Source organism: Sphingobium sp. BHU LFT2 (assembly GCF_018604485.1).
Taxonomy (GTDB): Bacteria; Pseudomonadota; Alphaproteobacteria; order Sphingomonadales; family Sphingomonadaceae; genus Sphingobium; species Sphingobium yanoikuyae_A.
Map to the genome: position 1 here is coordinate 164,632 of NZ_JAFCGW010000007.1, position 13,804 is coordinate 178,435.

Sequence of the window (13,804 nt, forward strand, 5' to 3'; positions counted from 1 at the left end):
GATCGTCTGAGGCGAAAGCGCTCCGCGCTTTCACCGATGGCGTGAATCAGGCTCTATTTTGATGTCAGTCCGTACCCTGTTTCAGGCGGTAGCCGATCCCCAGTTCGTTGCTGATGATCTGGGGGCGCTGCGGGTCGGCCTCCAGCTTCTGGCGCAGGCCGCGCACCAGCACGCGCAGATATTCGACATGATGGGCATGTTCGTTGGGCCAGACATGGTCCATGATCTGCTTGTGGGTGATGACCCGGCCGGGAAAGCGCGCGAGCTGCTCCAGCACGCCATATTCCTTGGGCGTCAGATGCACCTCGACCCCGCCCTTCGTGACGATATGGGCGACCAGGTCGATCGTCAGGTCGCCCGCCGTCACCTTGGTCGATCCGCCGTCGCGGGTCATCCGGTTGCGCAGCGCCACCCGCACGCGGGCAAGCAGTTCGTCGGTGTCGAACGGCTTGGTCAGATAATCGTCGGCGCCCAGGTCCAGCGCGGCGACCTTCTCATCGGTGGCGTCGCGCGCCGACACGATAATCAGCGTCGTGTCGCTTTCTTTCTTGATGATCGGCACCAGCTCCAGCCCGTCGCGGTCGGGCAGGCCGAGGTCCAGCAGGGTGATGTCGGGCCGCTCGCTGCGCAGCTTGTCCAGCGCTTCGCGCGCGGTCTGCGCCTCGATCGTGGCATAGTCGGCACGGGCGAGGGCGGCCTGGATCAGCCGGCGGATCTGCGGTTCGTCATCGACGATCAGCAGGCTGTGGCGCGGCTTCATGCGATGTCCTTTTCCATGATGTCGGTGAGGATGAGGGATTGGGGAATGTGCAGGGTGAAACAGGCGCCGGCCGGGTCGGCAACGGTGCGCGCCGATACGCTGAGCCCCATCGCCTCGGCAAAGGCCTTGACGATGGCGAGGCCAAGGCCGGTGCCGGTCTTTGACCGGTCAGATCCTTCCAGCCGGGTGAAGGTGTCGAACACCCGCGCTTCCATGCCGGCGGGGATGCCCGGCCCCTGGTCGATCACCGACAGGCTGATGGCGTCGGGTTCGCGCAGGCTGCGCACGGTCACGGGCGTGCCGGGATCGCCATAGCGGCCGGCATTGTCGAGCAGGTTGATGAGGATGTGGTGCAGCAGCACCGGGTCGACCCGGACCAGCGGGATGTCAGGCGGGATCTGTACGTCGAGCTGGCGATCGGCCAGCGCGCTGCGGCTGTCATGGGCGGCGCTGGCGACGGCGTCAAACAGGTCGGTCGCCTCCGCCCGCATCGGCAGTGCGCCGGCCTCCACCCGCGCCATGTCCAGCAGATTGGCGACGAAGCGGGACAGGCGTTGGGCCTCGCCATCCAGCGTATCGATCAGCTCGGGCGAGGGGTGGGTGCGCAGCTCGCGCGTCGCCGAGATGATGGTGGTGAGCGGCGTGCGCAGATCATGGCTGACCGAGGAGAGCAGGGCGGAGCGCAACCGGTCGCGCTCGCGAATCTGCCCGGCTTCGAGCATCGCCTCCTCCAGCGCCATGCGATCGAGCGCGATCGCCGCCTGATCGATGAGGCTCATCAGCAGCGGGAACTGATCGGATCGGACCGGTTCGCCGGCATCCTCGCGGGCCAGGCCGATCACGGCCAGCACTGCGTCCTTGGCGGTCACCGGCAGGAACAGCCAGTCCGAAGCGGTGAGGGTAGAGGAGCCGCGTCCGGCCGGCTCGCCATGGTCCATCGCCCAGCGCGCGGCGGCGCGCTCGATCTCGTCCAGCCGGTCCTCGGGCGGATAGGCAGCGCGCAATTGCGGCCCTTCATCCGACGGGATCATCAGCACGGTGCGCACGTCGAACAGCCGGGCGATCTCGGCGCAGATGGCGTGACGGATTTCCTCCAGGCTGGGGGAGGCGGTGAGCTGGCGCGAAAAGCCCGCCAGAGTCGCATTCTGCCGCGCACTGGACTGGGCGAGAACCGACTGGGCATGCATCCGCGCGGCAAACTGGCTGGTCACCACCGCCACGCCCAGGAAGACGAGGATGGAGATGACATTTTCCGGATTGCTGACGGTCAGCGTGCCCGTGGGCGGCAGGAAAAAGAAATTATAGGCAAGGCTGGAGGCCAGGCCGGTGGCAAGACTCGTGCGCAGGCCATGGCTGGCCGCCGCGAACATCACCGGCACCAGATAGAGCAGGGCGATATTGCCGAGGTCGATCACCTCCAGCATCAGCCGGCCGAGCAGGGTCATGCCGATCACCGCCAGCATCGACCAGACATAGCCGATCGGGTCGCCCCAATGGCCGCCGCCGGCGGTGCGCGGGCGCGGCGCGCTTTCCTCGCCGGGCATGACATGGACGGCGACCGGGCCGATGTCGCGCACCAGCCGGTCGACCACCGACCCATGGCGCAATTCGAACCACCAGCTGCGCGCCGACTTGCCGATCACGATCTGGGTGGCGCGGGCATCGGCGGCGAAACCGCGCAGCCCATCGGCGACGCTGGGGGCGGGGATGGAGGCGGTTTCGGCGCCGAGGCGGGAGGCGAGGGCAAGCGTGTCGGCCAGACGCTGCCGGTCCTCGTCCGACAGCTGCGGCCCACGCGGGGTTTCGATATGGATGGCGGTCCAGGGCGCGCGCAGCGCATCGGCCAGCCGCTTGGCGGAACGGACCAGGCCGGCGGCGCTCGGCTGTTCGCTCACCGCCACGATCACCCGCTCGCCGGCGGCGAAGCTGCCCGCCAGCGCATGGGCGCGGACATAGTCGAGCATCTGGGCATCGACCGCCTGGGCGGCGCGGCGCAGCGCCAGTTCGCGCAGTGCGGTCAGGTTCGACTTGGAAAAGAAATGGTTGAGGGCGCGGCTGGCTTCCTGCGGGATATAGACCTTGCCGTCCTTTAGCCGCTCGATCAGCTCGTCGGGCGGAATGTCCACCACTTCGATCTCGGCATGTTCCAGGATCGAATCGGGCACCGTTTCCCGCACGCGGACGCGGGTGAAGGAGGCGACGACGTCGTTGAGGCTTTCGACATGCTGGATGTTGATCGTCGAATAGACGTCGATGCCGGCGGCCAGCAATTCCTCGACATCCTGATAGCGTTTGGGGTGGCGGCTGCCCGGCGCATTGCTGTGCGCCAGCTCGTCGACCAGCGCCAGCTGCGGATGGCGCGCCAGGATTGCGTCGATATCCATCTCGCCCAGGCTGTGGCCCTGATGGTCGACGGTGCGGCGGGGGATGATCTCATGGCCATGGACCAGCGCTTCGGTCTCGCGCCGGCCATGGGTCTCCACCACGCCGACGACGACATCGACGCCTGCCTCGCGCCGCTGCCGTCCTTCGGTCAGCATCTCCCATGTCTTGCCCACCCCCGGCGCAGCGCCGAGAAAGACCTTCAGGCGGCCACGGCCTTCCTGCGCGGCTGCGCGCAGGAAGGCTTCTGGATCAGGGCGATGCTGTTCGTTCACTTGGTCCGTTTAGCGTCAATTGCATCCAGCCGTCGATTGAGATCGAACAGATTGACACGGGGTTCGCCGATGAAGCCCAGCAGCGGCTGCTCGACGCTCTGTTCTACCAGGCTGCGGACGCGCGCCGCATCGATCCCCCGCGCGGCGGCGACGCGATCGACCTGATAAAAAGCTGCCTCGGGGCTGATATGGGGGTCAAGCCCCGAGGCAGAGGTGGTCACCAGATCGGACGGAACAAAACGACCAGGTGTAGCAGCTTGAAGAGTCTCGACGTCGGTCTTGACGCGGTCGGCCAGCGCGTGGCTGGTCGGACCATAGTTGGAGCCGGAGGAGGCAAGGCCGTCATAGCCCTTGCCCGCCGCCGACGGACGGCTGTGGAAATAGATGTCCGAGGTGAAGGCCTGACCAATGATGGTCGAACCGACGACCTTGCCCTGATCCTCGACCAGGCTGCCATTGGCCTGGGACGGGAACACCGCCTGGCCGATGCCGGTCAGCGCCAGCGGATAGGCAATGCCCAGCAGCAGGGCGAAGAGCAGCGTCATGGTCAGGGCCGGACGCAGGGCGGATTTGAAATCGGTAAACATGGATTTGTCCTTCCTCAGGCGAGGCCGAGGCCGTTGACGGCAAGGTCGATCAGCTTGATGCCCACGAACGGCGCGATCAGGCCACCCAGGCCATAGATTGCGAGGTTGCGGGCCAGCAGCGGACCGGCGCCGATCGGGCGATAGGTCACGCCCTTGAGCGCCAGCGGCACCAGACAGGGAATGATCAGCGCGTTGAAGATGATCGCCGACAGGATCGCGCTTTCCGGCGTGGCCAGCCCCATGACGTTGAGGATGCCAAGGCCCGGATAGAGCGCCACGAACATGGCCGGGATGATCGCGAAATATTTGGCCACGTCATTGGCGACCGAGAAGGTCGTGAGCGCGCCGCGCGTCATCAGCAGCTGCTTGCCCAGACCCACCACCTCGATCAGCTTGGTCGGATCGCTGTCCAGGTCGACCATGTTGCCGGCTTCGCGGGCAGCCTGGGTCCCGGTGTTCATGGCGACGCCGACATCGGCCTGCGCCAGGGCAGGGGCGTCGTTGGTGCCGTCGCCGCACATCGCGACCAGGCGACCGCCTTGCTGTTCCTTGCGGATCAGGGCCAGCTTGTCTTCGGGCGTTGCCTGCGCCAGGAAGTCGTCGACCCCGGCCTCGGCCGCGATGCTGGCGGCGGTCAGCGGGTTGTCGCCGGTGATCATCACAGTGCGGATGCCCATCTGGCGCAGTTCGCCGAACCGTTCCCGGATGCCGGCCTTGACGATGTCCTTGAGGAAGATCGCGCCCAGCAGCTTGCCGTCCTTGGCCACCGCCAGCGGGGTGCCGCCGGCACGGGCGATCTCGTCGGTGATGCGGCGCAGTTCGTTGGCGACCGGGGTGGAACCCAGGCCCGGATTGGCCTTCAGCACCGAATCCACCGCCCCCTTCTGGATCGTCGATCCATCGATGGTGACGCCGGAAATCCGGGTCTGGGCGGTGAAGGGAATGATCTCCGCATTGGCGGGCAGGGCGTCTACCGACTGGTTGAAGCCTTCGCGGGCCAGCAGCACGATCGAACGGCCCTCGGGGGTCTCGTCGGCCAGGCTGGCGAGCAGCGCGGCTTGTGCGAGCTGGACCGGGGTGGCGCCGCCGACCGGACGGAATTCGGTCGCCTGACGATCACCCACGGTGATGGTGCCGGTCTTGTCCAGCAGCAGCACGTCGATGTCGCCCGCCGCCTCGACCGCGCGGCCGGACTTGGCGAGCACATTGAAGCGCACCAGACGGTCCATGCCGGCAATGCCGATCGCCGACAGAAGGGCGGCGATGGTGGTCGGGATCAGGGTGATCAGCAAGGCCGCCAGGATCGCCACCGGAATGGCACCGCCGGCATAGCTGGCGAAGCTGGGGATGGTGCCTACCGCGATCAGGAAGATGATGGTCAGGCCGACCAGCAACAGGGTGAGGGCGATCTCGTTCGGCGTCTTCTGCCGCTCCGCACCCTCGACCAGCGCGATCATGCGATCGAGAAAGCCCTGGCCGGGATTGACGGTGACGCGGACGCGGATCTCGTCGGAAATGACGCGGGTGCCCGCCGTCACGGCCGAACGGTCGCCGCCCGCCTCGCGGATCACCGGCGCGGATTCGCCGGTGATGGCCGCTTCGTTGACGGAGGCGACGCCGGAGACGACCTCGCCGTCGGACGGGATCAGGTCGCCGGTCTGGACCAGCACCACGTCGCCCAGCTTCAGCGCGCTGGCGGCGACATTTTCATAGCTTTCGCCATGGCCCTTCAGCCGCTTGGCGGTCAGGTCCGCCTTGGTCGCGCGCAGCGAGGCGGCCTGCGCCTTGCCACGGCCTTCGGCCAGCGCCTCGGCAAAGGTGCCGAAGAGGACCGTGAGCCAGAGCCAGATCACCAACTGCAGCTTGAAGCCGACGGCCAGGCTGTCCTGCCCGACAAGGAGCAGGACGGTCAGCAGGACCGCGACGATCGCGGTGGTGAACATCACCGGGTTGCGGATCAGTTCCTTGGGATTGAGTTTGCGGAAGGCGTCTCGACAAGCCGGGACGATCAGGTCCGCGGTGAAGAGCGATTTTTGTTCGGATTTGTCAGAGGACCGGGCCATGGCATGGGATCCTTAGAAAAGCTGGCCACGGATCATCGCGAGATGATCGGCGATGGGGCCAAGGGCGAGGCTGGGCAGGAAGGTGAGGCCGCCTACGATCAATACGATGCCGACCAGCAGAGCGGTCCACAGCGCGCCGGTGGTGGGGAAGCTGCCGGCGGTTTCGGGCGTATATTTCTTCGCGGCCAGGCTGCCCGCGATGGCCAGCATGGGAATGATGATGAAGAAGCGGCCGATCCACATCGCGACGCCCAGCATCCCGTTATAGAAGGGGCTGTTGGCCGACAGGCCGGCAAAGGCCGAGCCATTGTTGCCGACGGCGCTGGTGAAGGCGTAGAGGATCTCGCTGAAGCCATGCGGTCCCTTGTTGAGCGGACCGGCCAGGCCCGCGTCGGTGACGCTGGCGATGGCGGTGAAGCCCAGGATGATCAAAGGCAGCACGGCAATGGCGAGCACGGCCAGCTTGACTTCGCGGCTCTCGATCTTCTTGCCGACATATTCCGGCGTGCGGCCGACCATCAGGCCCGCGACAAACACGGCCAGGATGGCGAACAGCAGGAAGCCGTAGATGCCTGCGCCGACGCCGCCGATCACGACTTCGCCCAGCTGGATGTTGAACAGCGGTATCATGCCGCCCAGTGCGGTGAAGCTGTCATGCATGGCGTTGACCGCGCCGCAGCTTGCCGCCGTGGTGACAACGGCGAACAGGGAGGAGGCAGCCATGCCGAAGCGGACTTCCTTGCCTTCCATATTGCCACCGGCGACGCCCAGATTGTGCAGCACCGGATTGCCGGCCGCTTCCTGCCAATAGGTGACGGTTACGCCGGCGAGGAAGATGACCAGCATGGCGGCGAGGATGGCACAGCCCTGGCGCGGGTTGCCGACGGCCTTGCCGAAGGTCCAGGTCAGGCCAAAGCCGATCACGAAGATCGACAGCATCTGCACCAGATTGGTGAGCGCGGTCGGATTCTCGAAGGGATGGGCGCTGTTGGCGTTGAAGAAGCCGCCACCATTGGTGCCCAGCATCTTGATCGCTTCCTGGCTGGCGACGGGGCCAAGCGCCAGGGTCTGCTTGACGCCTTCCAGCGTGGTTACGTCGACCGACCCGGCCAGCGTCTGCGGCACGCCGCTCGCGATCAGGAACAGGGCATAGACGATGCAGATCGGCAGCAGCAGATAGATGGTCACGCGGGTGACGTCGGCCCAGAAATTGCCGATCGTCGATGCACTGCGCCGGGCAAAGCCGCGGAACAGGGCGAAGGCGAGGGCAATGCCGGTGGCGGCCGACAGGAAGTTGTGGATGGTGAGGCCCAGCATCTGGCTGAGGTTCGACATCACGGCCTCGCCCGAATACCATTGCCAGTTGGTATTGGTGGTGAAGCTGATCGCGGTGTTGAACGCGCCATCGGATGCCACGGCGCCATAGCCCAGCGGGTTGAGCGGCAGCAGGCCCTGCAGGCGCAACACCGCATAGGTGAAGAGCAGCAGCGCAACGTTGAAGAGCAGCATGTGAACGGCATAGCGGCGCCAGCTCTGCTCGGCGTCGGGATCGATCCCCGACAATGTGTAGAAGCCCCGTTCGATCGGACCGAACACGGCATGAAGCGGGGTGCGGCGGCCCTCATAAAGGGCGAACAGCCACAGGCCCATCGGTTTGGTGAGCGCCAGCAAGATGACGACAAAGGCTGCGATCAGCAGCCATCCCTGGAAGGTCATGTGGGGCCCCCCTTAAAAGCGTTCAGGCCGTGCGAGCACGGCGACGAGATAGACGAGAAGCCCGGCGGCGGTGATCGCCGCGAGCCAGAGGTCGATGGTCATGGCATCCCTCCTTCAGGCGTCGCCGCACAGCCGGACATAGCCGAGGCTAGCCGCCGTGAGCGCCAGGATGATGCCGATCCACAAGAGATCCTGCATGGGGGTAACTCCCGCATCACGCCCGCCGCGGGAGGCGGACCGGGTCGTTAGCGAGCGCCCGATTAGGCCCCTCTTCCGTTTGAATGCGAGACGCGGGCCGGGGCGGCTGCATAGTATTTGCGTATGATTTTCCGAAGGGGCCGGGATGGATAGCTTTTCTACCGCGACGGCCAGCATTGCTTGGGGGACGATTCTCTATACCATCGGTAGATAAGCCGCCCGAGTCGGCAGAGAGGACGCATATATGGCCTATCAGGATCAGGACGGACCGTTGACGCGCCTGCGCGATCGGCTGGCGCAGGCCCTTTTCAGGGAGCCTGCCGTGGTGTTGTTCGAGCGCGATGCCGATGACCGTGGCGCGCCCATGTCGGGTAGCGATCGCGAACGCCAGCCGCAGGATGCCTGCGCCTGATCGGGGAAACCCTGTGTTTCCAGGGCGAAAGTCCAACGCCTCTTCGCAGCGGCGGAACATCCGCTAGATAGATTTCCAACAGCATGGCGCGCCGATTGCGCCATCGCCTTGAAGGAGATCCAGATGGCCACCAGCCCGCGCGAAGTTACCCGTCCCGTCGATCCGCTGATCCTGGAGCGCTGGTCGCCCCGCGCCTTTGACGGCTCCGCGATCCCCCAGGCAGATATCGATACGCTGTTCGATGCCGCCCGCTGGGCGCCTTCGGCCTTCAACTACCAGCCCTGGCGCTTCCTCTATGCCCATCGCGACAGCGCCGACTGGGCGCGCTTCCTCGACCTGCTCCTTCCGTTCAACCAGGGCTGGGTGCAGCATGCCGGGGCGCTGGTCTTCGTCATTTCCGACACGCTGATGGCCGCGCCGGGATCGGAAGACTACAAGCCTTCGCACAGCCACAGCTTCGATGCGGGCGCCGCCTGGGCGACGCTGGCGCTGCAGGCGACGCGGCTTGGCTATCATACCCATGCGATGACCGGCGTCGATTTCGACAAGGCCCGCGCCGAACTGGCGGTGCCGGATCGTTTCCGGATCGAGGCGGCGATCGCGATCGGGCGGCAGGGTGACAAGGCCAGCCTGCCCGAAGCACTGCAGGCGCGGGAGGCACCGAGCGGCCGGCATGAGATCGAGACATTCGCCCATCAGGGCAACTTCATCGTCTGACAAAAAGGGCGGCGTTTTGAAACGCCGCCCTTTTCTGTATCAGGTGGTAGTCCAGCCGCCGCCCAGGGCGCGGAACAGGTCCACCTGGGCAAAGGCGACGGCGCGATTGGCGGTTGCCAGGTCCGCGTCGGCCGATGCCTGGGTGCGCAGCGCGTCGAGCACGGTCAGGAAGTCGATCTGCCCCTCGCGCTGGCGCGCCAGGCTGATCCGCGCAGCCCGTGCCGCCTCGTCCCGCGCCGATTGCAGCGTCGCCCGCCGTTCCAGCGCATTGGCGTAGCTGGACAGCGCCGTCTCGGTTTCCTCCAGCGCCTGCAGCACCGTGCCGTCAAAGGCGGCGAGGGATGCGTCGCCATCTGCCTTGGCCGCCGCGATCTTCGCGCGATTGGCTTCCTGATTGGGGAAGGCCCAGCTGATCAGTGGCCCCAGCAGGAAGTTGAGCGGCCCGGCGCCAAACAGGTTACCGCCGCCGATCGCCGTGGTGCCGATCGATCCGCCCAGGGTGATGCGCGGATAGAGATCCGCCGTTGCGACACCGACACGGGCGGTGTCGGCCGCCAGCCGCCGTTCGGCCGCGCGCACGTCCGGCCGCCGGGCGAGCAACGCCTGGCCATCGCCGACCGGGATCGGCTGTGTCACATTCGGTGTCACGGTCGCGTTCTGGACGGACGCGGGCAGATCCTGCGGCGTGCGTCCGGTCAGCGTCGCCAGCCGGAACAGGGCGGCATTGCGATCGGCGACCAGATTAGGGATCAGCGCCTGCTGCTGTTCGCGCAGGGTGGTGACCCGGATCACGTCCAGCCGGTCGGACCGGCCGGCGTCGAAGCGGGCGCTGGTGATGCGGATCGACTTGTCGAGCAGGTCGACCGTTTCCTTCGCGACGGCAAGCCGCTGCGCCGAGGCGGTGGCGTCGACATAGGCGCGCACCGTATCGGCGACCACGGCAACGCGGACGGCATCGGCGTCGGCCTGCGCCGCACCGACATCGCCGCGTGCGGCCTCTATGCTGCGCTTCACCCGGCCGAACAGGTCGACCTCATAGGCGACGTCCAGACCCATATCGACGGTCCAGTTTTCCCGGTCCATGCCGGGCAGGGTCTGGGCCTGCGACACCCGGCCATAGGTCGGGGAGCCGCTGATATTGGTGCTGGGCAGCCGGTCGGAGCGGGCGCCGCGCAACTGGGAGCGGGCGCGTTCCAACCGGGCGACGGCGACGCGGATGTCGGTATTGGCCTTCAGCGCATCGCCGACCAGTCCGTCGAGCAGCGGGTCATTATAGAGCCGCCACCAATGGTCGTCGGCGGCGCTCTGGGCGACCGCCGGGCTTGCCGCCCCGATGAAGGGGGCGGCGGCTGTCGTCGGGGTGGCGGGCGCCTTGTAATCCGGCCCGGCGGCGCAGGCCGTCAGCGCACTGGCGCCGAGCAACAGGGCAATCAGGTTCCTTGTCATGGCTTTTGTCCTCATTCGGCCGGCTGCAATGCCGCAGCATCGTCAGCCTCCGGGCGCCGGCGGCGGGCGAAACGATCGCCCAGCGCGCGGCACACGACATAGAAGGTGGGGGTGAAGAGCAGGCCGAAGGCCGTCACGCCGGTCATGCCGAAGAAGACCGCCGTGCCCAGCGCCTGGCGCAGTTCCGCACCGGCCCCGCTGGCGATCACCAGCGGCACCGCCCCCAGGATGAAGGCGAAGCTGGTCATCAGGATCGGGCGCAGACGGGTTTGCGCCGCCTGAACCGCGGCCTCGACCGGGCTCAGCCCCTGTTCCTCTTCCGCCTGCTTGGCGAATTCGACCACCAGGATGGCGTTCTTCGCCGCGAGCGCGATCAGCACGACCAGACCGATCTGCGTCAGGATATTATTGTCCATCCCGCGCAGGTTCACGCCCAGCATGGCCGCGAACAGGCACATCGGCACGATCAGGATGATCGACAGCGGCAAGGTCAGGCTTTCATATTGCGCCGCCAGCACCAGGAAGACGAAGAAGACCGCCATGCCGAAGACGATGCCTGCGGTATTGCCGGCACTGATCTGCTGATAGGCAACGCCGGTCCATTCGCTGGCATAGCCGGCAGGGGCGGCGTCGGCGAGCTTCTCCATCGTGCTGAGCGACTGGCCCGACGAATAGCCCGGTGCCGTGTCGCCATCGATTTCCACCGCGGGCAGCAGATTATAGCGGACCACGCGATAGGGGCCGGTCTTGTCGCGGAAGGTGGATACCGAACCGATCGGCACCATCTGGCCGCTGTTCGACCGGGTCTTCAAGTTGGCGATGTCGGCCACGGTGCCGCGATGGTCGGCATCGGCCTGGGCAGTCACGCGATAGGTGCGGCCGAGCAGGTTGAAGTCGTTGACGAAGGCAGAGCCGAGATAGACCTGCATCGCTTCGAACACGCGCTCGGGCGGCACGCCCAGCAGGTCGGCCTTGCGGCGATCGACATCCGCGAAGATGCGGGGGGTGCCGACGTCGAACAGGGTGTAGACCTGTGCTAGGCTGGGGCTCTGATTGGCCTTGCCGATCAGTTCGCCGGCGACCTTATTGAGTTCCGCATAGCCGCGATCCTCCCGGTCCTCCAGCATCAGGCGATAGCCACCGGCCGAGCCGATGCCCTGGATCAGCGGCGGCGGCACCAGCAGGATGCGCGCCTTGTCATAGCCTGCAACCGCCTTGTTCGCCTGATCCATGATCCCGGCATAGGTGGCGCCTTCCGCCTTGCGCTCGGCAAAGCTCTTGAACGGGAAGTAGATTGCCGCGCTGTTGGGCGCCTGCGTCTGCGACGGGCCGTGGAAGCCGGCGAACATCACCGCACCGCGCAGCCCCTTGATCGGCAGGATCTTCGCCGCGACCTCGCGCGTCACCTTGTCGGTGCGCTCCAGCGACGCGCCCGAAGGCAGCTGGACGACGGCCAGGAAATAACCCTGGTCCTGTGCCGGGATGAAGCCGCCGGGCGTCACCCAGAACAGGGCGATGGTGGCGGCGATCAGGCCGGCATAGGTCAGCAGCATCTTCTTGGGTCGGGCGACAAGGAAGCGGGTGAGGCGCGCATAGCCCGCGCTCATCCGATCAAAGCCCTGGTTGAAGCGATCTGCCGCCCTGGCCGCGACCTGGCGCCAGCGCGGCGCATTGTCGAGGTCATGGGCACCATGTTTGGGCTTCAGCAGCAGGGCGGCTGCAGCCGGCGACAGGGTAAGCGAGAGGATCAGCGAAATGACCGTCGCGGTCGAGATGGTGACCGCGAACTGCTGGTAGAAGGCACCGGAAATGCCAGTGATGAACAAAGTCGGCACGAACACGGCGCACAGCACCAGCACGATCGCGATCAGCGCGGTCGACACTTCGTCCATCGACACGCGGGCCGCCTGCAGCGGGCTCATGCCATTTTCGATATTGCGTTCGACATTCTCGACCACGACGATCGCGTCGTCGACGACGATGCCGATCGCCAGCACCAGGCCGAACAGCGACAGGTTATTGAGCGAATAGCCCACTGCCGCCAGCATCGTGGCCGTGCCGATCAGCGAGACCGGGATCGCGATGATCGGGATGACCGCCGCGCGCCAGTTCTGCAGGAAGATGAGGATGACGAGGACGACCAGGATCACCGCTTCGAACAGCGTGTGATAGACGGCGTCGATCGACTGGCTGATGAATTCGGTGGGGTTGTAGATGATGCTATATTCCAGGCCCTTGGGGAAGCGCTTGGACAGTTGCTCCATCTCCGCCTTGACCTTCTCCGCCGCGTCGAGTGCGTTGGAGCCGGGGCGCTGCATCGTCGCGATGACGACCGTCGGCTTGTTGCTGAGATAGGTGTTGGTGCCATAATCCTGCGCGCCCAGCTCGACGCGGGCGACATCGCGCACGCGCACCTGGTGGCCATCGGCGTCGGAACGGATCACGATGTCGGAAAACTGATCGGGCGTGGTCAGGCGGCCCTGCATCTCGACGCCAAGCTGGAAGGCCTCGCCCCGGTCATAGGGGGGCTGGCCGATCGAACCGGCCGACACCTGGACATTCTGTGCCCGCAGGGCGGAGACGATCTCGCCGGCGGTCAGGTCCAGCGCGGCGGCGCGATCCGGATCGATCCAGATGCGCATCGCATAGTCGCGCGACCCGAACAGCTGCACGTCGCCCACGCCATCCAGACGAGCCAGTCTGTCGCGCACCTGGGTCAGGGCATAGTTGGAAATATAGTCGCGGTCATAGGTGCCGTCGGGCGACTGCAAATTCACGACCATCAGGAATTCGGGCGTGGTCTTGCGGGTCACGACGCCCAGCCGCTGCACTTCCTCGGGCAGGCGGGGGATGGCGACCGCGACGCGGTTCTGCACCAGCACCTGCGCGGCATCCAGGTCGGTGCCGATCTTGAAGGTGACGGTGATGACGACCTTGCCGTCGCCCGTCGACTGGCTGCTCTGATAGAGCATGTCGTCGACGCCGTTGATTTCCTGTTCGATCGGCGCGGCCACGGTCGACGCGACCGTTTCGGCCGATGCGCCGGGATATTGGGCGGACACGGTGACCGTGGGCGGCACGATGTCGGGATATTGGGACACCGGCAGGCCGACGAAGGCGAGCGCACCGACCACGGTGATGACCACCGCGATGACGGCGGCGAAGATCGGCCGGTCGATGAAGAAACGGGAGAAACGCATCGGATCGTCCTTTGCGAAAGGCGAAAGGGATACCGCGCGATCCGGCCG

At 66.2% G+C, this 13,804-nt stretch carries 10 protein-coding genes; 2 read left to right on the plus strand and 8 right to left on the minus strand.

The window, feature by feature from the left end:
• Positions 1-64: 64 nt before the first annotated feature.
• The 6 genes from JQK15_RS15185 to kdpF are packed head-to-tail and all read right to left on the minus strand — an operon-like array spanning position 65 to position 7,885.
• A complete protein-coding gene (locus tag JQK15_RS15185) occupies positions 65-760 on the minus strand; it encodes a response regulator (RefSeq protein ID WP_214866276.1) in 696 nt (231 codons plus the stop codon).
• Positions 757-3,417, minus strand: a complete 2,661-nt coding sequence (locus tag JQK15_RS15190; RefSeq protein WP_214866277.1) for a DUF4118 domain-containing protein — start codon at positions 3,415-3,417, stop codon at positions 757-759. Before JQK15_RS15190 ends, JQK15_RS15185 begins: the two co-directional genes overlap by 4 nt.
• On the minus strand, positions 3,414-4,004 hold the full coding sequence (gene kdpC, locus JQK15_RS15195; protein ID WP_214866278.1) for a potassium-transporting ATPase subunit KdpC: 591 nt from the start codon (positions 4,002-4,004) through the stop codon (positions 3,414-3,416). Before kdpC ends, JQK15_RS15190 begins: the two co-directional genes overlap by 4 nt.
• A gap of 14 nt (positions 4,005-4,018) precedes the next feature.
• A complete protein-coding gene (gene kdpB / locus JQK15_RS15200; RefSeq protein ID WP_214866279.1) occupies positions 4,019-6,067 on the minus strand; it encodes a potassium-transporting ATPase subunit KdpB in 2,049 nt (682 codons plus the stop codon).
• A 12-nt stretch (positions 6,068-6,079) separates the two neighbouring features.
• The gene (kdpA, locus tag JQK15_RS15205; RefSeq protein ID WP_214866280.1) at positions 6,080-7,783 is read right to left on the minus strand and encodes a potassium-transporting ATPase subunit KdpA; all 1,704 of its coding nucleotides are present in this window, start codon (positions 7,781-7,783) and stop codon (positions 6,080-6,082) included.
• A gap of 12 nt (positions 7,784-7,795) precedes the next feature.
• Entirely contained in the window at positions 7,796-7,885 is a 90-nt protein-coding gene (gene kdpF / locus JQK15_RS15210) for a K(+)-transporting ATPase subunit F (protein WP_004208480.1), read from the minus strand.
• 340 nt (positions 7,886-8,225) lie between these two features.
• On the opposite strand from kdpF, the gene JQK15_RS15215 reads away from it, so the two are divergent.
• Together JQK15_RS15215 and JQK15_RS15220 are read left to right on the plus strand one after the other, a co-directional pair.
• A complete protein-coding gene (locus JQK15_RS15215) occupies positions 8,226-8,393 on the plus strand; it encodes a hypothetical protein (RefSeq protein ID WP_214866281.1) in 168 nt (55 codons plus the stop codon).
• A 123-nt stretch (positions 8,394-8,516) separates the two neighbouring features.
• Entirely contained in the window at positions 8,517-9,110 is a 594-nt protein-coding gene (locus JQK15_RS15220) for a nitroreductase family protein (RefSeq protein ID WP_214866282.1), read from the plus strand.
• 39 nt (positions 9,111-9,149) lie between these two features.
• Here JQK15_RS15220 and JQK15_RS15225 read toward each other — a convergent pair whose 3' ends face one another.
• Complete coding sequence (locus JQK15_RS15225) at positions 9,150-10,556, minus strand: efflux transporter outer membrane subunit (protein ID WP_214866283.1); 1,407 nt, start codon at positions 10,554-10,556, stop codon at positions 9,150-9,152.
• 11 nt (positions 10,557-10,567) lie between these two features.
• Positions 10,568-13,756, minus strand: a complete 3,189-nt coding sequence (locus JQK15_RS15230; RefSeq protein ID WP_214866284.1) for an efflux RND transporter permease subunit — start codon at positions 13,754-13,756, stop codon at positions 10,568-10,570.
• Positions 13,757-13,804 lie beyond the last annotated feature (48 nt).